Source organism: Pseudomonas putida, from assembly GCF_004357765.1.
Classification (GTDB): domain Bacteria; phylum Pseudomonadota; class Gammaproteobacteria; order Pseudomonadales; family Pseudomonadaceae; genus Aquipseudomonas; species Aquipseudomonas putida_U.
In genome coordinates this window covers 112,881-136,789 of the sequence record NZ_SMTE01000014.1, presented here as the reverse complement: position 1 = coordinate 136,789, position 23,909 = coordinate 112,881, and the positions used below count along the sequence as shown (strand labels likewise).

Genomic DNA, 23,909 nt, shown 5'->3' with positions numbered 1-23,909 from the left:
TTATGGACTAACGTGCAGAATGACTGCACGACAGCACAGGCTGAATAGATTAATCTAGCGCGGTTTTTTTGCCCGCCTTTCGGAGCCCCCCCTATGCCCACTCGTGAGATCCGCCACCCGCTGATCCGCCACAAGCTCGGCCTGATGCGCCGCGCCGACATCAGCACCAAGAATTTTCGCGAGCTCGCCCAGGAAGTTGGCGCGCTGCTGACCTACGAAGCGACCCAGGACCTGCCCCTGGAAACCTACGAAATCGACGGCTGGTGCGGCAAAGTGCCGGTCGAGAAGATTGCCGGCAAGAAGATCACCGTCGTACCGATTCTACGCGCCGGCATCGGTATGCTCGACGGCGTGCTCAGCCTGATCCCTGGCGCCAAGGTCAGTGCCGTGGGCGTTGCCCGCAACGAGGAAACCCTCGAAGCGCATACCTACCTGGAAAAGCTCGCCCCGGAAATCGATCAGCGCCTGGCCCTGATCATCGACCCGATGCTCGCCACCGGCGGCTCGATGGTCGCCACCATCGATCTGCTGAAGAAAGCCGGCTGCCGTGATATCCGCGCCATGGTCCTGGTCGCCGCCCCCGAAGGCATCGAGGCGGTCGAGAAGGCCCACCCGGACGTACGGATCTACACCGCCTCGATCGACCAGCGTCTGAACGAGGATGGCTACATCATCCCGGGCCTGGGCGATGCCGGCGACAAGATCTTCGGCACCAAGCAGAAGGACGCCTGACCATGCAGGACGGCTTCAACGACCCGCTCTGGCGCCAGGTCGTTTCCGGCGCGCAGATGCTCTTCGTGGCATTTGGCGCCCTGGTGCTGATGCCGCTGATCACCGGCCTCGATCCGAACGTGGCGCTGTTCACGGCCGGTATCGGCACCCTGCTGTTCCAACTGGTCACCGGCCGACAGGTCCCAGTGTTCCTGGCCTCGAGCTTCGCCTTCATCACCCCGATCATCCTCGCCAAAGGCCAGTTCGGCCTGGCCGAGACCATGGGCGGGGTCATGGCCGCAGGCTTCGTGTACACCTTCATGGGCCTGATGGTGAAGATCAAGGGCACCGGTTTCATCGACCGCATGCTGCCGCCGGTGGTGATCGGCCCGGTGATCATCTCCATCGGCCTGGCCATGGCCCCGATCGCCGCCAACATGGCCATGGGCAAGGCCGGTGACGGCAGCGTATTGCTGCCGTACAAGACCGCCATGCTGATTTCCATGCCTGCCCTGCTGACCACCCTGATCGTGGCTGTGTTCGGCAAAGGCATCTTCCGCCTGGTGCCGATCATTGCCGGCGTGCTGGTCGGCTTTGCCCTGTCGTTCGCCTTTGGCGTCGTCGACACCGCGAAGATCGCCGCCGCGCCCTGGCTGGAGCTGCCCAACTTCACAGCCCCCGCGTTCAACTGGCAGGCGATCCTGTTCATCGTCCCGGTGGCGCTGGCCCCGGCCATCGAGCACATCGGCGGGGTAATCGCAGTCGGCAGTGTGACCGGTCGTGACTACCTGAAGAAACCTGGCCTGCACCGCACCCTGCTCGGCGATGGCCTGGCCACCACCGCAGCCGGTCTGTTCGGCGGCCCACCCAACACCACCTACGCCGAAGTGACGGGCGCGGTGATGCTGACCAAGAACTACAACCCGAAGATCATGACCTGGGCGGCGATCTTCGCCATCACGCTGGCGTTCATCGGCAAGTTCGGCGCGCTGCTGCAGAGCATTCCAGTGCCGGTGATGGGTGGCATCCTCTGCCTGCTGTTCGGCTCCATCGCCGCGGTAGGCATGAACACCATGATCCGCCACAAGGTCGACCTGGCCGAGGCACGCAACCTGGTGATCGTGTCCGTGACGCTGGTGTTCGGTATCGGCGGCGTGCTGGTCGGCAGCGGCGACGGCCCGGATGACTGGGGCCTCAAAGGCATCGCCCTGTGCGCCGTGGTCGCGATTGCCCTGAACCTCATCCTGCCCGGCAACGACAGCTGGAAGCACAAGAAACTCGACGACCAGGTGTCTTGAGCCCTCGTCTTCATCGCCGACAAGCGGGCTCCTACACGTGTAGGAGCCAACTTGCCGGCGATAAGGCCCGCTCAGACACTCAGACTTTCTCGCACATCCCCGCCAACACACTCGCCCACTGCGGGTGGTCGTTCAGGCACGGCACCAAGACCAATTCCTCGCCTCCCGCCTCGACGAACTGCTCGCTACCGCGCATGCCGATTTCTTCGAGGGTTTCGATGCAGTCGGCGACGAACGCCGGGCACATCACCAACAGCTTCTTCACCCCGGCCTTGGCCAGCTCATCGAGACGCGCCTCGGTATAGGGCTCGATCCACTTGGCCCGCCCCAGGCGCGACTGGAACGACACCGACCACTTGCCCTCGGCGATGCCCATCTTCGTCGCGAACGCCCTGGCGGTGGCCAGGCACTGGCCGCGATAGCACACCGCTCGCATCTCGGCGCTGGCATCCTGGCAGCAGTCGGCCGCCTGGAAATCGTGGGTTCCCGTGGGGTCGAGCTTCTTCAGATGCCGCTCGGGCAAGCCATGGAAGCTCAGCAGCAGGTGATCGTAGTCCTGCTCCAGGTAGGGTGCCGCACTGGCGGCCAACGCCTCGATATATTCGGGATGCTCGTAGAACGGCTGCAATACTCGTAGTTCCAGAGGCAACGAGCGTTCGGCCAGGGTCTGGCGCGCCAACTCCACCACGGTGGTCACGGTGCTGTCGGCAAATTGCGGATACAGCGGCGCCAGGGTGACCTTGCGCACGCCTTGAGCGGCAAGACGGGCCAACACTTCGGGCAGGGCCGGTTGGCCATAGCGCATGGCGATTTCCACCGGGCCATGGGGCCAGTGTTCGACCATTGCCGCCTGCAGGCGGCGGGTCAGCACCACCAGCGGCGAGCCTTCCTCCCACCAGATCGAAGCATAGGCATGCGCCGACTGCTCGGGGCGCTTGATCAGGATCAGCGATACCAGCAGGCGCCGCACCGGCCATGGCAGGTCGATGACGTAGGGATCCATGAGGAACTGATTGAGATAACGGCGCACATCGGCAACCGAAGTGGAAGCTGGGGAACCCAGGTTGACCAGCAACAGAGCGTGATCGGTCATGCAGCGTCCTATGTCAGAGGCGGCTGGACAAATTGTCCAGGGCCGATTGCAGATCGTTGAAGCGGAAGGTGAATCCTGCCGCCAGCAGACGTACCGGGCGCGCCCGCTGGCCGCCTAGCAGCAGGGTCGACAACTCGCCCAGTCCAGCCTTGAGCAGCAGGCTCGGCATTGGCACGAACGCCGGCCGATGCAAGGCGCGACCCAGGCGCTTGGCGAATTCGCGATTGCGCACCGGTTCTGGCGCGCAGGCATTATAAGGACCGCTGGCATCCTTATGCTGCAAGAGAAAATCTATCAAGGCGACCTGGTCATCTATATGGACCCAGGGCATCCATTGTCGGCCATTGCCCAACGGGCCGCCCAGTCCGAGCTTGAACGGCAGACGCAGGCGCGACAAAAAGCCGCCGTCGCTGGCCAGTACCAGGCCGGTTCGCACCAGGACCACACGGATACCCAAGGCCTGAGCGCGCTGGGCGGTTTCTTCCCAGGCGATGCACAGCTGACTGGCGAAATCCTCGCGGACCGGCGGCGATGACTCGGTCAACTCGCGTTCCCCGCCATCCCCATACCAACCTACTGCGGAGCCGGAAATCAGCACCTCGGGGCGCTGCTCGCGACGGCCCAACCACTCGAGCAAGTGCTCGGTCAGGGTTATCCGACTGGCCCAGAGCAGGTTGCGCCGGCCAGCGGTCCAAGGCCGGTCGGCGATGGGCGCTCCGGCCAGGTTGATAACGGCATCCACCTGGTCGTCGACGGCGATGTCTTCCAGCCGAGCGATGCCACGCACACCGCTGCCACACAGTCGCGCAACCTGCTCGGGGCGACGACTCCACACGGTCAGCCGGTGACCTTGGGCGACCCAGAACTGGCACAGGTGCTGGCCGATCAAGCCGGTACCACCCGTCAGCAATATATGCATTGGTGTGTCCTCGCAAGCTGCGGCCATGGTCTATTTTTAAGATCAAGGCACTTTTCTAGACCGAACGCTCTCGGATAAGGATAGGACATAGGCCAACCTGTCCTATTAAGCGGAATAACCTTATACAGACATTGATCATTGTACAGGTTTAACTGACAGCGTAGTCTGCGTAAAGCAAGGTTCGAAGAGGCCATCATGACAGTACCTATTGCCATCATCGGTGCCGGTATCGCCGGCCTGTCCGCCGCTCAGGCCTTGCAGAAGGCCGGGCAATCCGTTCACTTGTTCGACAAAGGCCACGGCAGTGGCGGTCGCATGGCCAGCAAACGCAGCGATGCCGGAGCCCTCGACCTCGGCGCCCAGTACTTCACTGCCCGCGACCGGCGCTTCGTCGAGCAGGTGCAGCAGTGGGTCGCCGCCGGCTGGGCCGAGCAATGGAAGCCGCAGCTGTACAACTACCGGGACGGCGAGCTGACACCCTCCCCCGACGAACAGACCCGTTGGGTCGGCGTGCCGCGCATGAGCGCGATCACCCGTGGCTTGCTCAAGGACGTCACGGTCAACTTCGGCTGCCGCATTGCCGAAGTCTTCCGCGGCAAGCAGTACTGGCATCTGCAGGACACCGAGGGCTGCAGCCACGGTCCCTACAGTCGGGTGGTGATCGCCGTGCCAGCCCCACAGGCGACACCGCTGCTGGCCGCTACGCCGAAACTCGCGGCGGTGGCCGCCGGTGTGCAGATGGAGCCGACCTGGGCAATTGCCCTGGGTTTCGAAACTGCCTTGGATACCCCCATGCAGGGTTGCTTCGTGCAAGACAACCCGCTCGACTGGCTGGCGCGCAACCGCAGCAAACCCGGCCGTGACGAACATCTCGATACCTGGGTGCTGCATGCGACATCAAGCTGGAGCAAGCAACATATCGACCTGTCCAAGGATGAGGTGATCGAGCAGCTCTGGGGCGAATTCGCCGAGCTGGTAGGCTGCGTCGTGCCCGCGCCAACCTTTGCTTTGGCGCATCGTTGGCTGTATGCGCGCCCGGCAGGCAATCATGAATGGGGCGCTCTCGCCGATGCCGACCAAGGTCTGTACGCCTGCGGCGACTGGTGCTTGTCCGGACGCGTCGAAGGCGCCTGGCTCAGCGGCCAGGAAGCGGCCCGCCGGCTTCTGGAGCATCTGGAATAACCATTTAGCGGTTTAACACCAAAATAGGGTTTGCTTGCTACGTCGGCTATGCTGAAATGTACTTGTACAAAAATTTATTAGTGTACAAGTTCATGGAGGCCGACATGCCAGATCCGACCGCTCAGCGCCGACCTCGCCTCGGCATCAGTGCCTGCCTGACCGGGCACAGTGTGCGCTACAACGGCGGCCACAAGTCATCCGACCTGTGCCGCTCGCAGTTGGAGGCCCACTTCGAGTGGGTGCCGGTATGTCCTGAAGTGGCGATCGGTCTGAGCGTCCCCCGCGACCCTATTCGCCTGGTGGGCGACCCTGCCCGCCCCGGCGTAGTCGGCACGCGCACGCCCGGCCCCGACCTCGCCGACAGCCTGCGCAGCTATGGCGAAGAGATGGCCGAGCGGCTCGACGATATCTGCGGCTACATCTTCATGCAGAAATCCCCATCCTGCGGGCTGGAGCGGGTCAAGGTCTATCAGGACGACGGCCATCCTGCCCATCAGGGCGGTCGCGGCGCTTATGCCGCCGCCTTTTGCGCCCAGCGCCCGGACCTGCCGGTCGAGGAAGAAGGCCGCCTGCACGATCCGGTGTTGCGCGAGAACTTCATCAGTCGCGTGTATGCCTATGCCGATTGGCAGCGCCAGTTGGCCGAAGGCCTGAGCCGCGGCGCCTTGATCCGCTTTCACGCACGCTACAAATACCTGCTAATGGCCAATAATCCCCAGGCCTATCGCGAGCTTGGCCGCATGCTCGGCAGCATGAGCCGGGACGATGACCCGGCAGTCGCCGGGCCCCGTTACTTCAGCCAGTTGATGCAGGCCCTGCGCCGCTGCGCCAGCCGCGGCACCCATGGCAACGTGCTGCAGCACCTTAGCGGCTACCTGCGCGACGCCCTCAGCGCCCAAGACAAGCACGAATTGCAAGATGTGATCGGCCAGTACCAGCAGGGCGTGGTGCCGCTGGTGGTGCCGCTGACCTTGCTCAAGCACCACCTGCGCAAGCACCCCGACCCGTACCTGCTACAGCAAGCGTACCTGCAGCCTCATCCTGAGAGCCTGGGCTTGCGCAATGCTGTCTGAGACTTTGCTGCCGATCGGGGAACTGGCGCGACGCACCGGGGTGAATCCAGTGACCCTGCGGGCCTGGGAACGGCGCTACGGTCTGTTGAAACCGACCCGAACCGCCAAAGGCCATCGTCTGTATTCCCAGGCGCAGCTCGAACGCGTGGAGGCCGTACTCGCCTGGCTCGCACGCGGCGCCTCGGTGGGGCAGGTGCGGGAACTGCTCGACCGACCGGTCGAAGAAGCTGCCCTAGGCGACTGGGGAGTACGTCAGCAGCATCTGATCGAGGCCATCGCCAACCTGTCGCAACGGGCACTCGACCAGCAATTCAATCAGATGACGGCCCTGTACCCCGCCATCACCCTCTGCGAACAACTGCTGCTGCCCCTGCAGCAGGCGCTGGACCTGCGCTGGAACACGTTCTTCAACGCCCAGCTCGAACAAGTGTTCTTCCAGACCTGGCTGCGCAGCAAGCTGGGGGCTCGCGTGTACCACGACAACCAAACCCTGCAGGGCCCCACGGTACTCCTGGCCGAAGACAGCGACCGGCCCCAGGACCTCAGCCTGTGGCTTTACGCGTGGCTGTTCAGCAACAACGGTATCGCCGTGGACGTGTTGGAGCGCCCCGTCGGCAGCGCCCAGCTCGAACGTGCGGTCGCCGCCTTGCAGCCACGCGCGGTTGTGCTGCACCTGGGTCCACGCCTCGATGCCAGGGCCCTGCAACGCACCTTGGCCGCCCTGACGGTCCCTACCCTGGTTGGGGGGGCCTGCCTGCCGCTGCACGAAGCGCAACTACGCCACCTCGGAGGGCCTCGATTGCACTTGTTCGACACACCGCAGTCCGCCTTGCGGACGCTGCAAACCCTGCATTCCTAGAGAGGCGCCATGCAACTGATCTGGCTACGCAGCGACCTGCGCATCACCGACAACACCGCCCTCAGCGCCGCTTGCGAACGCGGCCCCACTATTGCCTTGTGGCTGATCAGCCCCGGCCAGTGGCACGCTCACGACGATGCCCCCTGCAAGGTCGACTTCTGGTTGCGCAATCTGCGCGAGATGCGCCAAGCCTTGGATGCACTGAACATTCCGCTGCTGATCCGCAAGATCGACACCTGGGACGAGGCCGCCGCCACGTTGTTGGCCGTCTGTCGGCAGCACCGTATCGAGGCGGTGCACTGGAATGACGAATACGGCGTGAACGAACGCCGTCGCGATGACGCCGTGCGCACGCAACTGGCCGGTGCCGGCATCCAGCCCCACAGCTACCTCGACCAGCTCCTGCTGGCACCCGGTACGATCCTCACGCGCAGTGGCGGTTACTTCCAGGTATTCGGCCAGTTCAAACGAGCCTGCCTCGAACACCTGCACCGCAGTCTGCCGGCGCTGGCTGGCAAAGTCCGGCGCCAGGCACCGCTGGACATCGGCAGCGACCCGATCCCATGGCAGGTCGACGGTTTCGATAAACCCGCCGACAGCTTGCGTGAGCTATGGCCCGCAGGCGAACAGGAGGCGCAAGCACGGCTGACGCGCTTTCTCGACGAAGTCGTCGAGGATTATCAACGACTGCGCGATCTGCCCGCCAAACCGGGCACCAGCCAACTCTCGGCCTACCTGGCTGCCGGTGTGATCTCGCCCCGCCAGTGCCTGCACGCGGCGCTGAGCAGCAACCGCGGCGAGTTCGACAGCGGCAGCGAGGGCGTACAGACCTGGGTCAACGAACTGCTGTGGCGCGAGTTCTACAAGCACATTCTGGTGGGCTACCCCCAGGTCGCGCAGCACCGTGCCTTCCGCCCCCACACCGAGGCGTTGCCCTGGCGCGATGCCCCGGAGGACCTCAAGGCTTGGCACGAAGGCCGCACCGGCTTCCCGATCATCGATGCCGCGATGCAGCAGCTATTGCACACCGGATGGATGCACAATCGCCTGCGCATGCTGGTGGCCATGTTCCTGAGCAAGAACTTGCTGATCGACTGGCGCCTGGGCGAGCGGCATTTCATGCGCCACCTGATCGACGGCGACCTGGCAGCGAACAACGGCGGCTGGCAATGGAGCGCCTCCACCGGGACTGACTCGGTGCCGTATTTTCGCATCTTCAACCCGCAATCGCAGTCCGAGCGCTTCGATCCGGAGGGCAACTTCATTCGCCACTGGCTACCCCAACTGAATAGCTTGGACAGCAAAAAGATTCATGCGCCACTAATGCTTGCCGATAATTTGGCTAATACTTACCACGAACCTATCGTCGATCTTGCAAGTAGTCGCCGACGTGCACTGGCAGCGTTCAAAGGCCTGTCACACCGGCAGTGAAGAGGGGAACATGGTGAAGCATTCGCGAAGGTTCTGGGTCACAGGAGCCAGCAACGGACTGGGCCTGGCCGTGGTGGAGCGGTTGCTCGAACAAGGGCATCGCGTCGCCGCCAGCAGCAAGGACAGCGACACATTGGACAATCTGGCCGTCGGTCACGGCCAATCACTGCTGCGTCTTCCCGGACACCTGCCGCTGCCTGAGCTGGCCGAGGCCGCTCATCAGCAGATTGCCGACAACTGGGGCGCCCTGGACGTTTTGATCGTCAATGCCGGTACGTGCGACTACCTGTCCCATGGCCTGCCGGCCAACGAACTGTTCGAGGCCATCGCCAGCACCAACCTGACAGCGACCGAGCAGTGCCTGGGCGCTGCCATGGCCCTATTGGAGAAAGGCGATCAGCCACAGGTCATGGCAGTGTTCAGCCGCTACTCGGCGGTGCAGCTGCACACACCCTCCCAAGGGCCGAACGCCGGCAACTGCGCGCCGCAATGGGTGCGTCTGCAGCGCCCAGGACTGAAAGAACGAGGCATCGACCTGACGGTGGTCGCGCCGCAATCGCTGAAAGCACCGGTGGCCCCGGTACCTGCGATTCCCGAGCCGTGGACGGCGCAGACGGCAGCCGAAGAATTATTGCGGCGCTTGCCGCAGCGTGAAGCGGAGCTGGTACTGGAAGTACTGGAAATGCAGGACATGTGGCCGCTTCCCGACTGAGCGGCCACGGTGCCTGACGGTCAGAGCGCCAGGCGGTAATGCAGGGTGTAGGCCTCGACCCCATCGTTAGGTTGCTTGATCCCAGCGTTGGAATAGTGGATGGCGCGCACACCCAGCTCATGTCCACCGGCGAAACGCAGGCCGAAGCCGATGCGATCCTCGAACTGGAAGGACGAGCCCAATTCGTTGCTTTCCAGCTCAGTGCTGGAGAACGCCGCCACGCCGATACCTGCCTCGATGTAAGGCTTCACGGAGTCGCCAGCGAATTCGTAGACGAACACCGGTGCAAACGACAGGCTGTGGTTGCTGGCCGTCTCGTCACCGTCCCAGTAGGTATAGCCGGCATCCCAGTAGCCGGTGATACGGCCGACGCTGGTCTGCCACCAGCTCGCGTCCCAGTTCGACTGCAACCCGAGTCGATAGACCATGGTGGAGTCGCCGGTCTGGCCCACCGCGAACGTCACGTCAGCCGCCTGCGCCGACACCATCTGCCCCATTGCCAGGGCGGCAACCGCCGCCAAGCCGATCAGTTTCTTCATGAGAAACGCCCTTCTTCCTGATGCTGTTGTTAGTGTTCGGCCCGTTCATCGGGCATTAGCATAGAAATCGGCGCTGGAACGATAGTTCAGTAAAAAACCGCAGTTTTTCACATTTTTTTTACAAAGCCAGCGGCAGCACTGCAGCATCCGCTTGCCAGAGGGTGGGCAGCACGCTGCGAAGGGCCTGGGGATCGGCACTGCTCCAGAAGCGCACAGGCCGTGCAGGCGCCGCGGCGAGCAAACTGCGAGCGGCGAGCAGGCGCTCCAGCTGGCGGGCCACGGCGGCGCCCGTGTCGATGATGGCAACGTCGGCAGGCACCATGTCGGCCAACATCGGGCGCAAGAAGGGGTAATGGGTGCAGCCGAGGATCAACGTATCGCACCCGGCATCCAACAAGGGCTGTACATAGCTGCAAAGCAACTGGCGCAGATGCGCACTGGTCAGATCACCGGCCTCGATGCGCTCGACCAGACCTGGGCAAGGTTGGGTGACCACACGCACATCGCAGGCAAAGCGATCGAGCAAGGCGGCGAACTTGGCGCTCTGCAAGGTGCCGGTGGTGGCCAGCACGCCCACCACGCCAGAGCGCGTAGCCGCCGCCGCCGGCTTGACCGCTGGCTCCATGCCCACCAGTGGCCAGTCGGGGTAGCGTTCGCGAAGGTCAGCGACCGCCGCCACGGTAGCGGTGTTGCATGCCAGGACCATGGCCTTGGCCCCCTGGTCGCGGAAGAACCCGGCGATATGCCGGCATCGCTGGCGAATGTAATCCGGAGATTTTTCGCCGTAGGGCACATGGCCGCAGTCAGCCACGTAAAGCAAGGACTCGTTGGGCAGCAGGCGCTGGATCTCGGCGAGCACGGACAGTCCGCCTACCCCCGAGTCCATCACCCCCACCGGCGCCGATCGCTCAGCCATACTGACTGCCACAGACCGCGCACCCCGGGTCGCGCTTGACCCGCAGCTCGCGCATGCGGCTGGTGAGGGCATCGATCAGCAATAGCCTGCCCACCAGCGGCTCACCGAATCCGGCCAGCAGCTTCAGTGCCTCCAGCGCCTGCAGGCTACCGACCAGACCGACCAACGGACCGATCACGCCGGCCTCGCTGCACGTCAGCTCAGCCTCGCTGCCATGACCGTACAGGCAGTGGTAGCAAGGGCTGTTGTCGCGCCTAGGGTCGAACACCGAAAGCTGGCCTTCGAGGCGAATCGCCGCGCCGCTGACCAGCGGCTTGCCCGCTTTGACGCAAGCGGCATTGACCGCCTCGCGGGTGCCAAAGTTGTCGGAGCAGTCCAGCACCAGATCGACCGCCGCCACCGCGTCGGCCAGGGAGTCCTCATCCAGCGCCTGGCGATGCGGCACCAGGGTCACTTCAGGGTTGATCGCCTGCAAGCGCTGGATCGCCGAATCGACCTTGGCCATGCCGACACTGGCGCTGTCGTGAATCACTTGCCGCTGCAGGTTGGTCAGATCGACCGTGTCGAAGTCGGCCAGATGCAGCTCGCCCACGCCAGCGGCCGCCAGGTACAACGCCACCGGCGAGCCCAGCCCGCCCAGACCAACGATCAACGCCTTGCCCTGCTTGAGCCGCAACTGGCCTTCGATATCCACCTGGGCCAGCAGGATCTGCCGGCTGTAGCGCAACAGTTCCTGGTCGGTCAGCATGGCAGGCGCCCCAAGGTAATGCGTTCATGGCCACCCAAATCACGCCGGCTGACGACCTCGACGAAGCCGTGCGCAGTCAGCAACTGACGCACTGCCTCGGCTTGGTCGTAGCCATGTTCGAGCAGCAGGCGGCCTCCGGGCAACAGGTGGCCAGGTGCCTGAGCGACGATCAGGCGCAGGTCGTCCAGGCCGTCGGGGCCGGCAACCAGGGCACTGCTGGGCTCGAAGCGGACATCGCCGGCCACCAGGTGCGGGTCTTCGGCGGCGATGTAAGGCGGGTTGCTGACGATCAGGTCGAAGCGTTGCCCGACCAAGGCGTCGAACCAATGGCTGGCACCCACCTGCACGTTGTCCAGGCCCAGACGCTGACGGTTGCGCTCGGCCAAGGCCACGGCCGCATCGACCCGATCCACCGCGGTGACCTGCCAGGCCGGACGATCATGGGCCAGGGCCAAGGCGATGGCACCGGTACCGGTACCCAGGTCGAGCACCTTGGCCGCAGTAGCTGGTTGCAACTCCAGCGCAGCCTCCACCAGCAACTCGGTGTCCGGACGCGGAATCAAGGTGTGCGGGGCCACTTCCAGGTCGAGCTTCCAGAAGCCCTGCTGGCCGAGGATGTAGGCGACCGGCTCACCGGCGCGGCGCCGCTGCAGGTAGCCGGCGAAGGTCTCCGCCGCCTCGCGGCTGACGATGCGTTCGGGCCAGGTATGCAGGAAGGCACGCGACTTGCCGATGGCTGCAGCCAACAGCAACTCGGCGTCCAGGCGCTCGGTCGGCGAATCGGGTAGCTGCGCATTGCGCAGCAAGCTGGCGATGATGGTCATCAGTCCCCCAGAGCCGCCAGTTGATCGGCCTGGTATTCGGCCAGCAACGGCTCGATCACGGCATCGACACCACCGGCGAGGATGTCGTCGAGGGAGTACAGGGTCAGGTTGATGCGGTGGTCGGTCACCCGTCCCTGTGGATAGTTGTACGTGCGGATGCGCTCGGAGCGGTCACCCGAACCGACCAGCAGCTTGCGCTCGCTGGCGATGGCGTTCTGCGCGGCGCTGGTCTGCATGTCGTTGAGCTTGGCCGACAACCATGACATGGCGCGGGCGCGGTTCTTGTGCTGGGAGCGTTCTTCCTGGCACTCGACGACGATGCCGGTGGGCAGGTGGGTGATGCGGATCGCCGAGTCGGTCTTGTTGACGTGCTGGCCGCCGGCGCCGGAGGCGCGGTAGGTGTCCACGCGCAGGTCGGCCGGGTTGATCTCGATGGCCACCTGCTCGTCCGGCTCGGGCAACACTGCCACGGTGCATGCTGAGGTGTGGATACGGCCTTGGGACTCGGTCTCTGGCACCCGCTGTACGCGGTGCGCGCCGGATTCGAACTTGAGCTTGCCATACACGCTGTCGCCCTCGACGCGGGCGATGATTTCCTTGTAGCCGCCGTGCTCGCCCTCGTTCTCCGAGAGAATTTCCAGACGCCAGCCGCGTTTTTCGGCATAACGCGAATACATGCGGAACAGGTCGCCGGAGAAGATCGCCGCTTCGTCGCCGCCAGTGCCAGCACGGATTTCGAGGAACACGTTGCGCCCATCGTTGGGGTCCTTGGGCAGCAACATGCGTTGCAACTGCGATTCCAGAGCGAGCAACTGCTCCTTGGCTTCGCGCACCTCATCGATGGCCATCTCGCGCAGGTCGGGGTCGGCGTCCTTGAGCAGCGCCTGGGCACCTTCGAGGTCGTCCTGGACCTTGCGCCACTCTTTATAGGTGCCGATCACCGGCTCGACTTCGGCATATTCCCGGGAATAGGCGCGGAAGCGGGTCTGGTCGGAAATGACTTCGGCGTCACCGAGCAGAGCGGTGAGTTCCTCGAAGCGGTCCTGGAGCGTGTCCAGTTTGTTCAGCAGCGACGCTTTCATTGCGGGGTTTTGTCCGTCGAGCCCTCATTGAGGGCAAAGAGTTCCTGGGCCATGGCCAGCGCATCGACGCGCCCCTCGGCCGAGAGCTTTTTCAACTGCACGCTCGGCGCATGCAGGAGTTTGTTGGTGAGCCCCCGGGCCAGTTGCGCCAGCACATCCTCGGGGTTGCCGCCGTTGGCCAGCAGACGCTGGGCCTTTTGTAGCTCTTCATCGCGCAGGCGTTCGCTCTGCTGGCGGTAGGCACGCAGCACATCGACCGCCGCCAGTTCGCGCAGGCGCGCCATGAAATCCTCGGCGCCCACCGAGACCAGCTCTTCGGCAGCCTGGGCCGCGCCCTGGCGGCTCTTGAGGTTTTCCGCAACGACCTCGTGGAGGTCGTCGACGGTGTACAGGTAGACGTCGTCGAGATCGCCCACCTCCGGCTCGATATCCCGCGGCACGGCGATGTCGACCATGAAGATCGGTTTGTGCCGGCGCTGCTTGAGCGCACTTTCCACCGCGCCTTTGCCGAGAATCGGCAGCTGGCTGGCGGTGGAGCTGATGACGATGTCGCTGTTGGCCAGTTCCTGGGGAATGTCGGCCAACAGTACCGCATGCGCGCCGAACTGCTCGGCCAGGATGCTGGCACGTTCCAGGGTCCGGTTGGCCACGACGATGCGACGCACCCCCTGCTCGTGCAGGTGGCGAGCGACCAGAGTGATGGTTTCGCCGGCGCCGATCAACAGCGCCTGGCTGCGACCGAGGTCGCTGAAGATCTGTCGGGCCAGGCTGACGGCGGCAAACGCCACCGAAACCGGGTTCTCGCCGATGGCGGTGTCGGTGCGCACCTGCTTGGCGGCACTGAAGGTGGCCTGGAACAGCCTGCCCAGCAACGGCCCGATGGTGCCGGCTTCGCGGGCCACGGCATAAGCGGACTTCATTTGACCGAGAATCTGCGGCTCGCCCAGCACCAGCGAGTCCAGGCCCGAGGCGACACGCATCATGTGCTTGACGGCATCGTGCTCCTCATGGACGTACGCACTGGCGCGCAGCTCATCGAGGCTCAGCTGGTGATAGTCGGCCAGCCACTGCAGCACGGCGTCGGCAGCCAGGTGATCCTGCTCTATATAGAGTTCGCTGCGGTTGCAGGTCGACAGGATCGCCGCCTCGCGGCTGGCGGTGAGTCGACAGAGCTGCTGCAGGGCGTCGACCAGCTGCTCCGGGGTAAACGCCACGCGCTCGCGTACGTCTACCGAGGCAGTCTTATGGTTGATACCAAGTGCAAGAAAGGCCATGCAAGGTCGCTGGTTGGGACGTGAAGCCGATAATTGTCCTACTTCGCAGGTTTTAGAACAACCACCGTTCGCTATTGTCGTGATAGTGGTGGGTGCCTGGCATGAGAGGTGGGGTGGGGGCAAAATCGAGCGCCACCCCAGCTCTCAAACCAAACCCCAAGGAACCCGCCCCTCCTCAAAAGGTCGCAATTAACCAGACGCGCCACAGGTGGGTTTGCCCCCGCGCTTGTGTCATCATGCTCCGACCGCCGGTTAGTCCTCCTAAGCCTCCTTTATGAACAGACCCTACGCATTGCTGCTTGCCTTCGCCCTGCTCCAGGGCTGCCAGAGCCTGGCCCCGCACGAGGCCGAGCCTCCCGTCGCCGAGGCAGGCAAGGGCGCAGCCGACAAGCCTGTGGTGTACGGCTCGTTCAAGCAGGACACCCTCTACAGCCTGCTGGTCGCAGAGCTGGCCGGCCAGCGCAACCGCTTCGACATCGCCCTGGCCAACTACACCGACCAAGCGCAGAAGACCCAGGATCCTGGCGTTTCCGAGCGAGCCTATCGCATCGCCGAATACCTCGGTGCCGACGAGCCGGCCCTGGAAAACGCCCTCGTCTGGGCGCGCAACGACCCACATAACCTCGACGCCCAACGCGCCGCCGCCATCCAACTGGCCCGCGCCGGTCGCTACGACGACGCCATGACCTACATGGAGAAGGTGCTTCAAGGCCAGGGCGACACCCACTTCGACTTCCTCGCCCTGTCTGCCGCCGAAACCGACCAGAGCACCCGCGACGGCCTGATGCAGAGCTTCGAGCGACTTCTGGTCAAGTACCCGGACAACAGCCAGCTGGTATTCGGCAAGGCCCTGTTGTTGAACCAGGACGGCAAGGCCGAAGAGGCCCTCGACCTGCTCGAGTCGCATCCACCGCAAAACGGCGAGATAGCGCCGATCCTGCTCCGTGCGCGCCTGCTTCAGGCCCTCGACCGCGGCCCCGAAGCCCTGCCGCTGCTGCGCGAGGCGATTCGTGACAATCCCGATGACAAGCGCCTGCGCCTGACCTACGCCCGCACCCTGGTCGAACAGGACCGCATCGCCGACGCCAAAAGCGAATTCCTCAGCCTGGTCCAGCAGTACCCCGAAGACGACGAGCTGCGTTACTCGCTGGCGCTGGTCTGCCTGGAGAACAAGGACTGGGACGAAGCCGAGAACTACCTGCGCGAGCTGATCGAGCGCGACAGCAACGTCGATGCCGCACGCCTGAACCTCGGCCGAATCCAGGAAGAGCGCAACGACCCCGAAGGCGCCCTGCGCGAATACGCACGGGTCGGTCCTGGCCCGGATTACCTGCCGGCGCAGCTGCGCCAGGCCGACATCCTGATCGCCAACGGTCGTGGCACAGAAGCCTCGCGCCTGCTTGCCGAAGCCCGCGAGGCGCAGCCGGACTACGCCATCCAGCTGTACCTGATCGAATCGGAAAGCTACAGCAACAACAACAAGGACGCCCAGGCCGACCAGGTGCTGCAGCAAGGCATCAAGCGCTTCCCGGACGACCTCAATCTGCTCTACACCCGCGCCATGCTGGCCGAGAAGCGCGATGACCTGCCGCAGATGGAACATGACCTGCGCGCCATCATCGCCCGCGAACCGGACAACGCCATGGCCCTCAACGCCCTGGGCTACACCCTGGCCGACCGCACCACCCGCTACGCCGAAGCCAAGGCGCTGATCGAGAAAGCCCACCAGTTGACGCCCGACGACCCGGCCGTGCTCGACAGCCTGGGCTGGGTCAACTACCGCCTGGGCAACCTCGACGAAGCCGAACGCTACCTGCGCCAGGCGTTCGAACGCTTCCCCGACCACGAAGTGGCTGCCCACCTGGGTGAAGTGCTCTGGGCCAACGGCAAGCGCCGTGAAGCCCGCCAGGTGTGGAGCAAGGCCCTGCAAGCCCAACCCGACAGCACGGTCCTGCGCCAGACCGTGCTGCGCCTGACCGGATCAGAGACCCTCTAAACCATGTTCTTGCGCCATTGCATCACCTTCACCCTGATTGCCCTGCTCGCCGGCTGCGCCGGCTTCGGTAGCCGCGAAGCCCTCCAAGGCCACGGCGACCCCAAGCAGTGGCAAGCGCACAAGGCCCAGCTGAGCAGCCTCGACGGCTGGCAGATCAACGGCAAGGTCGGTATCCGCGCCCCCCGCGACTCCGGTAGCGGTACGTTGTTCTGGCTGCAACGCCAGGACTACTACGACATCCGCCTGGCCGGTCCACTGGGCCGTGGCGCCGCGCGCCTGACCGGCCGTCCCGGCGGCGTGGTGCTGGAGGTGGCCAACCAGGGCCGCTTCGAAGCCGACAGCCCTGAAGCGCTGCTCGAAGAGCAACTGGGCTGGCAATTGCCTGTGTCTCACCTGGTGTGGTGGGTCCGCGGCCTGCCCGCCCCCGATACCAAGAGCCAGCTGACGCTGGACGGCGATAGCCGCCTGGCCAGCCTGAACCAGGACGGCTGGCAGGTGCAGTACCTGAGCTATACCGAGCAAAACGGCTACTGGCTGCCCGAACGCATGAAACTGCACGGTGAGAACCTCGACGTGACCCTGGTGGTCAAGGACTGGCAGCCGCGCCAGCTGGGGCACTGATTCCATGCAGACGCTGACCCTGCCCGCCCCGGCCAAGCTCAACCTGTGGTTGCACATCATCGGCCGTCGCGCCGATGGCTACCATGAGCTGGAAACCGTGTTCCAGTTTCTCGACCATGGCGACGAGCTGCGTTTCGCCCTGCGCGAGGACGGTGTGATTCGCCTGCACACCGAGATCGAAGCGGTCCCCCACGACAGCAACCTGATCGTGCGCGCTGCGCGCAAGCTGCAGGAACAGTCCGGCACACAGCTGGGTGCCGACATCTGGCTGACCAAGGTGCTGCCCATGGGCGGCGGTATCGGCGGTGGCAGCTCGGACGCCGCCACCACTCTGCTGGGCCTGGCCCATCTGTGGCAATTGGACTGGGACGAAGACCGCCTGGCAGCCCTGGGCCTGACCCTGGGTGCCGACGTGCCGGTGTTCGTGCGCGGCCATGCGGCATTCGCCCAGGGTGTCGGCGAGCAACTGACCCCGGTCGACCCGGCCGAGCCCTGGTATGTCGTGCTGGTGCCGCAAGTGTCTGTCAGCACTGTAGAAATTTTTTCACATCCGCAGTTGACACGTGATTCCCTCCCCCTTAAGATGCGCCCCGTTCCCGAGGGAAACAGTCGAAATGACTGCCAACCGGTGGTAGAGCAGAGTTACCCGGAAGTTCGCAATGCGTTGAATTTACTGGGAAAATTCACAGATGCTCGATTGACCGGCACTGGAAGTTGCGTGTTTGGGGCCTTCCCAAGCAAAGCCGAAGCTGATAAAGTTCTGGCCCTTCTTTCAGCGACCCAAGCAGGGTTTGTGGCGAAAGGAAGCAATGTTTCGATGTTGCATCGCAAGCTGCAAAGTCTGATCAAGAAGTCGAGCTCATAAGAGTTCGCAGCAACAGATACAGGGGCGTCGCCAAGCGGTAAGGCAGCAGGTTTTGATCCTGCCATGCGTTGGTTCGAATCCAGCCGCCCCTGCCATTTTCCTTATACTCATCCAGGTATACCCTCAGCCTTCAGGTACTGCGCGTGTCCAAGATGATGGTCTTTACGGGGAACGCTAACCCCGATCTGGCTCGGCGTGTCGTACGTCAGCTGCATATCCCACTCGGTGACGTCTCTGTCGGTAAATTCTCCGACGGTGAGATCAGCACTGAGATCAATGAAAACGTTCGCGGTAAAGACGTCTTCATTATTCAGCCGACCTGCGCCCCGACCAACGATAACCTGATGGAACTGGTAGTGATGGCCGACGCCTTCCGCCGCTCCTCAGCATCCCGAATCACCGCCGTGATTCCTTACTTCGGATACGCCCGCCAGGACCGCCGTCCGCGTTCGGCACGTGTAGCCATCAGCGCCAAAGTCGTCGCTGACATGCTCACTGTCGTAGGTATCGACCGTGTACTCACCGTCGACCTGCACGCTGACCAGATCCAAGGCTTCTTCGATATCCCCGTCGATAACATCTACGGTTCGCCCGTACTCGTCGACGACATCGAAGACCAGCGTTTCGAGAACCTGATGATCGTCTCCCCGGACATCGGTGGTGTCGTGCGCGCACGTGCCGTCGCCAAGTCCCTGGGTGTCGATCTGGGTATCATCGACAAACGCCGTGAAAAGGCCAATCACTCCGAAGTGATGCACATCATCGGCGACGTCGAAGGACGCACCTGCATCCTGGTAGACGATATGGTCGACACCGCCGGCACCCTGTGCCACGCGGCCAAAGCCCTGAAAGAGCACGGCGCTGCGAAGGTTTACGCCTACTGCACGCACCCTGTCCTGTCGGGCCGCGCGATCGAGAACATCGAGAAGTCGGTACTGGACGAGCTGGTGGTGACCAACACCGTTCCACTGTCCGCCGCTGCTCAAGCCTGTGACCGTATCCGCCAGCTGGATATCGCACCGGTTGTGGCTGAAGCGGTCCGCCGCATCAGCAACGAAGAATCGATCAGCGCGATGTTCCGCTAAGCGGAACACGCGTTGACGAAAAGCGCCCCGCCCCAGCATGTGTTGGGGCGGGGCTTTTTTGCCATCCCCGTTGGCGCTGGTCGCAAACGCCCTCGGGGGGCTATTTTGGAGAAACAAAATGACTGATTTCACCCTGAACGCCCAAGCGCGTACTGACCTGGGGAAAGGTGCGAGCCGCCGCCTGCGTCACTCCGCTCACATCCCAGCCGTTGTCTACGGTGGTAACAAGGACGCTCAGTCCCTGACCATCCTGGCCAAGGAGATCACCAAGCTGTTCGAAGACGAAGCTGCCTTCAGCCACGTTCTGCAGCTGAACGTCGACGGCACCAAGCAAGACGTAGTGGTCAAGGCTCTGCAGCGCCACCCAGCCAAAGGCTTCATCATGCACGCCGACTTCGTTCGCGTCGTCGCTGGCCAGAAGCTGACCGCCAAGGTACCGGTTCACTTCATCAACGAAGAAGCCCCGGTCAAGAAAGGCGGCGAGATCTCCCACGTCGAGTCCGAGATCGAAGTTTCCTGCGAAGCCAAAGACCTGCCAGAGTTCATCGAAGTCGACCTGGCCAAGGCTGAAATCGGCACCATCATCCACCTGTCGGACCTGAAAGCTCCGAAAGGCGTAGAGTTCGTCGCTCTGGCCCACGGTGATGACAAAGCTGTTGCCAACGTTCACGCTCCGCGCGTTGCTGCCGAAGCTGCTGACGAAGGCGCTGCCGAGTAATCCACTCGCGCGCCGGTGTTGATCGGGTTACAGTGCGCCCCGCGCCCTGTACCCCACCAACTCCAAGGAAGAGCCCCTGACGTGACCGCCATCCAGTTGATCGTCGGCCTGGGTAACCCCGGCCCCGAATACGAACAGACCCGGCATAACGCAGGGGCTCTTTTCGTAGAACGCATCGCCAGCGCCCAGCGCGTTTCGCTGACCGCTGACAAAAAGTATTTTGGCCTGACGGCGAAATTCAGCCATCAGGGCAACGATGTTCGCCTGCTCATCCCCACCACCTACATGAACCGCAGCGGCCAGTCCGTGGCGGCATTGGCCAATTTCTTCCGCATCAAGCCGGAAGCGATCCTGGTGGCGCACGACGAACTCGACCTGCCTCCGGGCGTTGCCAAGCTCAAGCGCGGCGGCGGCCATGGGGGGCACAACGGCCTGCGCGACATCATCGCGCAGCTCGGCAACCAGAACGACTTTTACCGCCTGCGGCTTGGCATCGGCCACCCGGGCGACGCCAAACTGGTCTCCAACTTCGTCCTGGGCCGCGCGCCACGCGCCGAGCAGGAGAAGCTCGACGCCAGCATCGATTTTGCCCTCGGCGTGCTGCCGGACGTGCTGGCCGGCGACTTCGCCAAGGCCATGCGTGAGCTGCACAGCCAGAAGGCCTGATTTCCTAGAGAGGGGAATACCCATGGGTTTCAATTGCGGCATCGTCGGCCTGCCCAACGTCGGCAAGTCCACCCTGTTCAACGCCCTGACCAAGTCTGGCATCGCGGCGGAGAACTTCCCCTTCTGCACCATCGAGCCTAACAGCGGCATCGTGCCGATGCCCGATGCCCGTTTGGCAGCATTGGCGGAAATCGTCAAACCCAACCGCATTCTGCCGACCACCATGGAGTTCGTCGACATCGCAGGTCTGGTGGCCGGTGCGTCCAAAGGTGAAGGCCTGGGCAACAAGTTCCTCGCCAACATCCGCGAGACCGATGCCATTGCCCACGTGGTTCGCTGCTTCGAAGACGAGAACGTGATCCACGTTTCCAACAGCGTCGACCCCAAGCGCGACATCGAGATCATCGACCTCGAGCTGATCTTCGCCGACCTCGACAGCTGCGAGAAACAACTGCAGAAGGTCGCTCGCAACGCCAAGGGCGGCGACAAGGAAGCCCTGGCACAAAAGGCCATCCTCGAACAGCTGATCCCGCACTTCACCGAAGGCAAGCCCGCGCGCAGCCTGATGAAGAACATGAGCGCCGAAGACAAGGCGGTCATCCGCGGCTTCCACCTGCTGACCAGCAAGCCGGTGATGTACATTGCCAACGTCGCCGAAGACGGCTTCGACAACAACCCGCACCTGGACGTAGTCAAGGCCATTGCCGAGGAAGAAGGCGCGGTGGTGGTACCGGTGTGCAACAAGATCGAAGCCGAAATCGCCGAGCTGGACGACGGCGAGGAGAAGGACATGTTCCTCGAGGCTCTCGGCCTGGAAGAGCCCGGCCTGAACCGCGTGATCCGCGCCGGTTACGAGCTGCTCAACCTGCAGACCTACTTCACCGCCGGCGTGCAGGAAGTCCGCGCATGGACCGTCCGCGTAGGCGCGACCGCGACGCAGGCGGCGGGTGTCATCCACACCGACTTCGAAAAAGGCTTCATCCGCGCCGAAGTGGTGGCCTATGACGACTTCATCCAGTTCAAGGGTGAAAGCGGAGCCAAGGAAGCCGGCAAATGGCGCCTGGAAGGCAAGGACTACATCGTCAAGGATGGCGACGTGATGCACTTCCGTTTCAACGTCTGAGCCCAAACCTGTCAGTCCAAACCCCTTGAGGCCACCGCTTCAAGGGGTTTTGTTTTTCTGGCAGGCCAGCTCGCTTTATTGTTGATAATCATTATCAAGCTGGTATAGGGTGTTGCCCTCCCTTGGGCCGCTACGCACCGCACCCCATGTTCGCACTCGACGCCGTCAGCTTCAGCCTGCCTGAACGCACCCTGCTCCAGCCACTCGACCTGACCATCGAGCACGGCCATATGGTCGGCCTGATCGGCCACAACGGCTCGGGCAAGTCCACCCTGCTCAAGTTGCTGGCGCGCCAGCAGGCACCCACCGCCGGGCACATCTCGCTCGATGGCCAGCCGCTGCAGAGTTGGGGGCAACGTGACTTCGCCCGCCAGGTGGCCTACCTGCCCCAGCACCTGCCGCCGGCAGATGGACTCACCGCCCGCGAACTGGTGCGCTACGGCCGCTACCCCTGGCATGGCGCCCTGGGCCGCTTCAGCGACGAGGATCATGCCCAGGTGGAGCGGGCCATGGAGCTGACCGACACACGGATGTTCGCCGAACGCCTGGTCGATAGCCTCTCCGGCGGCGAACGCCAGCGGGTCTGGTTGGCCATGCTGTTGGCCCAGAACAGCCGCTACCTGCTGCTCGACGAACCGATCTCGGCGCTGGACGTGGCCCACCAGGTGGAAGTGCTGGCCCTGGTGCGTGAACTCAGCCAAGCGCTTGACCTGGGCGTCCTGTTGGTGCTGCACAGCATCGACATGACCGCGCGCTACTGCGACCGCTTCATCGCCTTGCACGGCGGCCGCCTGCTGGCCAGCGGCACACCGGCAGAACTGATGAACGCCGAGATGCTCCAGGCCATCTACGGCATTCCCATGGGGGTGATGGCGCATCCCGAAGGCAAGGCGCCGATCAGCTACCTGCGTTGACTCAGCGCGCCGGATCGAGCAGGGCGCTGCGCACCGCCCCCAGGCACAGGTAGACGCCCCATTGGGTGTGCGCATGCACCCCATCCACATCGGCGGCCATCTCGTCGTCGACATCGATCACCGGCACTTTCACCCCCTGCCGGGCGAAAGCGCGGCTGGCGGTCTGGGCATTCTTGAACTCCACCACCGTGTCCCGCCGTGCGCCACACAGCACGGTCGGCGTGCGCGGCTTCCAGTCGAGCAGGTCGTTGCGCGCCAGGGCCAGGCGCAACGGGTTGTCGGCATTGGCCATGAAGTCGTGGGTAAAGGCCGGCTGGCGCAGCTTGTCCATGGGCAGGCGATTCTGCCCGACCAGTTCGAAGATGCCCTCGGAGCCGGGCATAAGGCTCTCCACAGCGCTGGCATAGGGCTGCTGGAACAGCTCCTGGGGACGCTGGTAAAGGTTGCCGTAGACTTTCTCCATGCTCACCGTGGCATAAGCGAACAGGTACGGCGCCAGCGCATTGCTGCCACTGGCCGAGCCACTTGGCCAGGCATCGAGAAAGGTCTGCTGCAACGCATAGGGGCCGGACATCGGCGCGCTGGCCACCAGGTCGAACTCCCGGGCATCGTCCCGCTCGATGGCGCGCTGCGCCGCCATGGCCGCGTGACCACCCTGGGAGTACCCAGCCAGCATCACTTTGCCGGAAAACCTGGCCCCCAGACTCGCCCCGGCACGCCGGGCGGCGCGCAAGGCATCGATGACCGCGCTGGCTTCGGAGTCGCTGTGCAAATAAGGGTGGAAGGGATAATCCGACTTGCCCAGGCCCAGATAATCGGTGGCCGAGACGATATAACCCTGACTGGCGAAGAAACTCATCAACGGGCTGTTGCCATTGGCCAACAACAACTCGGCCTGGGCTGAATCACGGCGGGTCTCGGTGCCACGTGCCCAGCCCAGCAAGGGGGCCGGCCCCTGGCAATCGGCACCCTCGGGCAGCAACAGCATCTGTGAAGCCTTGGCCGGCTCCTGGTGCACGCCGACCGTGGCGTACACCACCTCGACCAGACGCACGTCGCAGCGCGGGGTGCCGACGTAAGCCTTGCGCTCACCCAACTGTTTCTCGATCTCGGCGCGGGAGAAATGCTTGAGGGTCGTCACGCTCAGCGGCGTGCCCCGGACAGGGCTCGCCTGCTGGGTCGCCAGTGCCGGCGCAGTCAGGCCGATACCGGCGAAGCCCAGCCCGATCAATACTGCCAGTTTCGTGCAATGCATCTTGG

General features: G+C 63.8%; 24 protein-coding genes and 1 tRNA gene. 16 read left to right on the top strand and 9 right to left on the bottom strand.

From position 1 onward, the window contains the following. Positions 1-93: 93 nt before the first annotated feature. Together upp and E2H86_RS20955 are read left to right on the top strand one after the other, a co-directional pair. Positions 94-732, top strand: coding sequence for a uracil phosphoribosyltransferase (upp, locus tag E2H86_RS20960; protein WP_133331307.1), 639 nt, complete (start codon positions 94-96; stop codon positions 730-732). A gap of 2 nt (positions 733-734) precedes the next feature. Continuing rightward, positions 735-2,009, top strand: a complete 1,275-nt coding sequence (locus E2H86_RS20955; RefSeq protein WP_133331305.1) for a uracil-xanthine permease family protein — start codon at positions 735-737, stop codon at positions 2,007-2,009. A gap of 79 nt (positions 2,010-2,088) precedes the next feature. Here the strand turns inward: E2H86_RS20955 and hemH are convergent, their stop codons facing one another. Continuing rightward, positions 2,089-3,102 (bottom strand): ferrochelatase, encoded by a 1,014-nt coding sequence (hemH, locus tag E2H86_RS20950; RefSeq protein ID WP_133331303.1) that lies wholly within the window; start codon positions 3,100-3,102, stop codon positions 2,089-2,091. A gap of 13 nt (positions 3,103-3,115) precedes the next feature. Continuing rightward, positions 3,116-4,021, bottom strand: a complete 906-nt coding sequence (locus E2H86_RS20945) for a TIGR01777 family oxidoreductase (RefSeq protein ID WP_133331301.1) — start codon at positions 4,019-4,021, stop codon at positions 3,116-3,118. A 195-nt stretch (positions 4,022-4,216) separates the two neighbouring features. Between E2H86_RS20945 and E2H86_RS20940 the strand changes: the two genes are divergently transcribed. From E2H86_RS20940 to E2H86_RS20920, 5 genes are all read left to right on the top strand, one after another. Further along, entirely contained in the window at positions 4,217-5,203 is a 987-nt protein-coding gene (locus E2H86_RS20940) for an NAD(P)/FAD-dependent oxidoreductase (protein ID WP_133331299.1), read from the top strand. A gap of 104 nt (positions 5,204-5,307) precedes the next feature. Further along, positions 5,308-6,276, top strand: a complete 969-nt coding sequence (locus E2H86_RS20935; RefSeq protein ID WP_133331297.1) for a YbgA family protein — start codon at positions 5,308-5,310, stop codon at positions 6,274-6,276. Continuing rightward, positions 6,266-7,135, top strand: a complete 870-nt coding sequence (locus E2H86_RS20930) for a MerR family transcriptional regulator (protein WP_133331295.1) — start codon at positions 6,266-6,268, stop codon at positions 7,133-7,135. Before E2H86_RS20935 ends, E2H86_RS20930 begins: the two co-directional genes overlap by 11 nt. Before the next feature lie 9 nt (positions 7,136-7,144). Continuing rightward, positions 7,145-8,566 (top strand): deoxyribodipyrimidine photo-lyase, encoded by a 1,422-nt coding sequence (gene phrB, locus E2H86_RS20925; RefSeq protein ID WP_133331293.1) that lies wholly within the window; start codon positions 7,145-7,147, stop codon positions 8,564-8,566. Between the two features lie 13 nt (positions 8,567-8,579). Beyond that, positions 8,580-9,278, top strand: a complete 699-nt coding sequence (locus E2H86_RS20920; protein WP_133331377.1) for an SDR family NAD(P)-dependent oxidoreductase — start codon at positions 8,580-8,582, stop codon at positions 9,276-9,278. Between the two features lie 20 nt (positions 9,279-9,298). Here E2H86_RS20920 and E2H86_RS20915 read toward each other — a convergent pair whose 3' ends face one another. From E2H86_RS20915 to hemA, 6 genes are all read right to left on the bottom strand, one after another. Continuing rightward, positions 9,299-9,817, bottom strand: a complete 519-nt coding sequence (locus E2H86_RS20915; RefSeq protein WP_133331291.1) for an acyloxyacyl hydrolase — start codon at positions 9,815-9,817, stop codon at positions 9,299-9,301. A 118-nt stretch (positions 9,818-9,935) separates the two neighbouring features. After that, complete coding sequence (gene murI, locus E2H86_RS20910; RefSeq protein ID WP_133331289.1) at positions 9,936-10,733, bottom strand: glutamate racemase; 798 nt, start codon at positions 10,731-10,733, stop codon at positions 9,936-9,938. Beyond that, positions 10,726-11,481: a molybdopterin-synthase adenylyltransferase MoeB gene (locus E2H86_RS20905; RefSeq protein WP_133331287.1), complete on the bottom strand. Its 756-nt coding sequence runs from the start codon at positions 11,479-11,481 to the stop codon at positions 10,726-10,728. Before E2H86_RS20905 ends, murI begins: the two co-directional genes overlap by 8 nt. Then, positions 11,475-12,305: a peptide chain release factor N(5)-glutamine methyltransferase gene (gene prmC / locus E2H86_RS20900; protein WP_133331285.1), complete on the bottom strand. Its 831-nt coding sequence runs from the start codon at positions 12,303-12,305 to the stop codon at positions 11,475-11,477. Before prmC ends, E2H86_RS20905 begins: the two co-directional genes overlap by 7 nt. Then, on the bottom strand, positions 12,305-13,387 hold the full coding sequence (gene prfA, locus E2H86_RS20895; RefSeq protein ID WP_133331283.1) for a peptide chain release factor 1: 1,083 nt from the start codon (positions 13,385-13,387) through the stop codon (positions 12,305-12,307). Before prfA ends, prmC begins: the two co-directional genes overlap by 1 nt. Continuing rightward, on the bottom strand, positions 13,384-14,661 hold the full coding sequence (hemA, locus tag E2H86_RS20890) for a glutamyl-tRNA reductase (RefSeq protein ID WP_133331281.1): 1,278 nt from the start codon (positions 14,659-14,661) through the stop codon (positions 13,384-13,386). Before hemA ends, prfA begins: the two co-directional genes overlap by 4 nt. A gap of 274 nt (positions 14,662-14,935) precedes the next feature. On the opposite strand from hemA, the gene E2H86_RS20885 reads away from it, so the two are divergent. The 9 genes from E2H86_RS20885 (at position 14,936) to E2H86_RS20845 (ending at position 22,649) form a co-directional block, all read left to right on the top strand. Next, positions 14,936-16,657, top strand: a complete 1,722-nt coding sequence (locus E2H86_RS20885; protein WP_133331279.1) for a tetratricopeptide repeat protein — start codon at positions 14,936-14,938, stop codon at positions 16,655-16,657. Positions 16,658-16,660: 3 nt separating this feature from the next. Continuing rightward, a complete protein-coding gene (gene lolB / locus E2H86_RS20880; protein ID WP_133331277.1) occupies positions 16,661-17,278 on the top strand; it encodes a lipoprotein insertase outer membrane protein LolB in 618 nt (205 codons plus the stop codon). A gap of 4 nt (positions 17,279-17,282) precedes the next feature. After that, entirely contained in the window at positions 17,283-18,143 is an 861-nt protein-coding gene (gene ispE / locus E2H86_RS20875; protein ID WP_133331275.1) for a 4-(cytidine 5'-diphospho)-2-C-methyl-D-erythritol kinase, read from the top strand. 20 nt (positions 18,144-18,163) lie between these two features. Next, positions 18,164-18,238 (top strand) — tRNA-Gln (locus E2H86_RS20870). A gap of 48 nt (positions 18,239-18,286) precedes the next feature. Then, positions 18,287-19,228 carry a ribose-phosphate pyrophosphokinase gene (locus E2H86_RS20865; protein ID WP_003247410.1) on the top strand — a complete coding sequence of 314 codons (942 nt, stop codon included), beginning with the start codon at positions 18,287-18,289 and terminating at the stop codon, positions 19,226-19,228. A 118-nt stretch (positions 19,229-19,346) separates the two neighbouring features. Then, positions 19,347-19,946 carry a 50S ribosomal protein L25/general stress protein Ctc gene (locus E2H86_RS20860; protein WP_133331272.1) on the top strand — a complete coding sequence of 200 codons (600 nt, stop codon included), beginning with the start codon at positions 19,347-19,349 and terminating at the stop codon, positions 19,944-19,946. A gap of 81 nt (positions 19,947-20,027) precedes the next feature. Next, positions 20,028-20,612 (top strand): aminoacyl-tRNA hydrolase, encoded by a 585-nt coding sequence (gene pth / locus E2H86_RS20855; protein ID WP_133331270.1) that lies wholly within the window; start codon positions 20,028-20,030, stop codon positions 20,610-20,612. 22 nt (positions 20,613-20,634) lie between these two features. Beyond that, the gene (ychF, locus tag E2H86_RS20850; protein ID WP_133331268.1) at positions 20,635-21,735 is read left to right on the top strand and encodes a redox-regulated ATPase YchF; all 1,101 of its coding nucleotides are present in this window, start codon (positions 20,635-20,637) and stop codon (positions 21,733-21,735) included. A 146-nt stretch (positions 21,736-21,881) separates the two neighbouring features. Beyond that, positions 21,882-22,649: an ATP-binding cassette domain-containing protein gene (locus tag E2H86_RS20845; protein WP_133331266.1), complete on the top strand. Its 768-nt coding sequence runs from the start codon at positions 21,882-21,884 to the stop codon at positions 22,647-22,649. 1 nt (position 22,650) lies between these two features. Here the strand turns inward: E2H86_RS20845 and E2H86_RS20840 are convergent, their stop codons facing one another. Beyond that, positions 22,651-23,904 (bottom strand): lipase family protein, encoded by a 1,254-nt coding sequence (locus E2H86_RS20840; protein WP_133331264.1) that lies wholly within the window; start codon positions 23,902-23,904, stop codon positions 22,651-22,653. Positions 23,905-23,909 lie beyond the last annotated feature (5 nt).

Coding starts and splice junctions, on each gene's coding strand:
- prfA (WP_133331283.1), bottom strand. CDS start 13,387: ATGAAAGCGTCGCTGCTGAACAAACTGGACACGCTCCAGGACCGCTTC.
- E2H86_RS20915 (WP_133331291.1), bottom strand. CDS start 9,817: ATGAAGAAACTGATCGGCTTGGCGGCGGTTGCCGCCCTGGCAATGGGG.
- E2H86_RS20860 (WP_133331272.1), top strand. CDS start 19,347: ATGACTGATTTCACCCTGAACGCCCAAGCGCGTACTGACCTGGGGAAA.
- lolB (WP_133331277.1), top strand. CDS start 16,661: ATGTTCTTGCGCCATTGCATCACCTTCACCCTGATTGCCCTGCTCGCC.
- E2H86_RS20940 (WP_133331299.1), top strand. CDS start 4,217: ATGACAGTACCTATTGCCATCATCGGTGCCGGTATCGCCGGCCTGTCC.
- E2H86_RS20845 (WP_133331266.1), top strand. CDS start 21,882: ATGTTCGCACTCGACGCCGTCAGCTTCAGCCTGCCTGAACGCACCCTG.
- ispE (WP_133331275.1), top strand. CDS start 17,283: ATGCAGACGCTGACCCTGCCCGCCCCGGCCAAGCTCAACCTGTGGTTG.
- hemH (WP_133331303.1), bottom strand. CDS start 3,102: ATGACCGATCACGCTCTGTTGCTGGTCAACCTGGGTTCCCCAGCTTCC.
- E2H86_RS20840 (WP_133331264.1), bottom strand. CDS start 23,904: ATGCATTGCACGAAACTGGCAGTATTGATCGGGCTGGGCTTCGCCGGT.
- murI (WP_133331289.1), bottom strand. CDS start 10,733: ATGGCTGAGCGATCGGCGCCGGTGGGGGTGATGGACTCGGGGGTAGGC.
- phrB (WP_133331293.1), top strand. CDS start 7,145: ATGCAACTGATCTGGCTACGCAGCGACCTGCGCATCACCGACAACACC.
- E2H86_RS20905 (WP_133331287.1), bottom strand. CDS start 11,481: ATGCTGACCGACCAGGAACTGTTGCGCTACAGCCGGCAGATCCTGCTG.
- E2H86_RS20955 (WP_133331305.1), top strand. CDS start 735: ATGCAGGACGGCTTCAACGACCCGCTCTGGCGCCAGGTCGTTTCCGGC.
- E2H86_RS20930 (WP_133331295.1), top strand. CDS start 6,266: ATGCTGTCTGAGACTTTGCTGCCGATCGGGGAACTGGCGCGACGCACC.
- E2H86_RS20935 (WP_133331297.1), top strand. CDS start 5,308: ATGCCAGATCCGACCGCTCAGCGCCGACCTCGCCTCGGCATCAGTGCC.
- E2H86_RS20885 (WP_133331279.1), top strand. CDS start 14,936: ATGAACAGACCCTACGCATTGCTGCTTGCCTTCGCCCTGCTCCAGGGC.
- ychF (WP_133331268.1), top strand. CDS start 20,635: ATGGGTTTCAATTGCGGCATCGTCGGCCTGCCCAACGTCGGCAAGTCC.
- prmC (WP_133331285.1), bottom strand. CDS start 12,305: ATGACCATCATCGCCAGCTTGCTGCGCAATGCGCAGCTACCCGATTCG.
- hemA (WP_133331281.1), bottom strand. CDS start 14,661: ATGGCCTTTCTTGCACTTGGTATCAACCATAAGACTGCCTCGGTAGAC.
- upp (WP_133331307.1), top strand. CDS start 94: ATGCCCACTCGTGAGATCCGCCACCCGCTGATCCGCCACAAGCTCGGC.
- E2H86_RS20945 (WP_133331301.1), bottom strand. CDS start 4,021: ATGCATATATTGCTGACGGGTGGTACCGGCTTGATCGGCCAGCACCTG.